Genomic DNA, 237 nt, shown 5'->3' with positions numbered 1-237 from the left:
CGCAGTTGCCTTTAACGCATCGCGAATTTCTGTGCCTGTACAGTCACTATGATTATACCATACTAGCGCAGCAATACCTGAAACCGCAGGAGTTGCCATTGACGTTCCTCTCATAAGGCCATAATCAGTTTCGCCAATATTAATTGTCACGTTTGTACTAGCGACTAATGCACTACGATCTTCAAATGCAGCGCCTACAGCGGGAATTGTAGTATCGTTGGTATCACCTAGTGTTGC

Annotated in this window: 1 protein-coding gene; it reads right to left on the bottom strand. The window is 45.1% G+C overall.

Annotated elements, in window-relative coordinates:
* The coding region (locus SB765_RS33660) for a S8 family serine peptidase (protein ID WP_410933040.1) at positions 1-237 on the bottom strand (237 nt) is incomplete at both ends.

Source organism: Pseudomonas sp. SIMBA_067 (genome assembly GCF_046534675.1).
In the GTDB taxonomy this organism is placed as follows: domain Bacteria; phylum Pseudomonadota; class Gammaproteobacteria; order Pseudomonadales; family Pseudomonadaceae; genus Aquipseudomonas; species Aquipseudomonas putida.
This window is presented reverse-complemented; position numbering and strand designations above follow the sequence as displayed.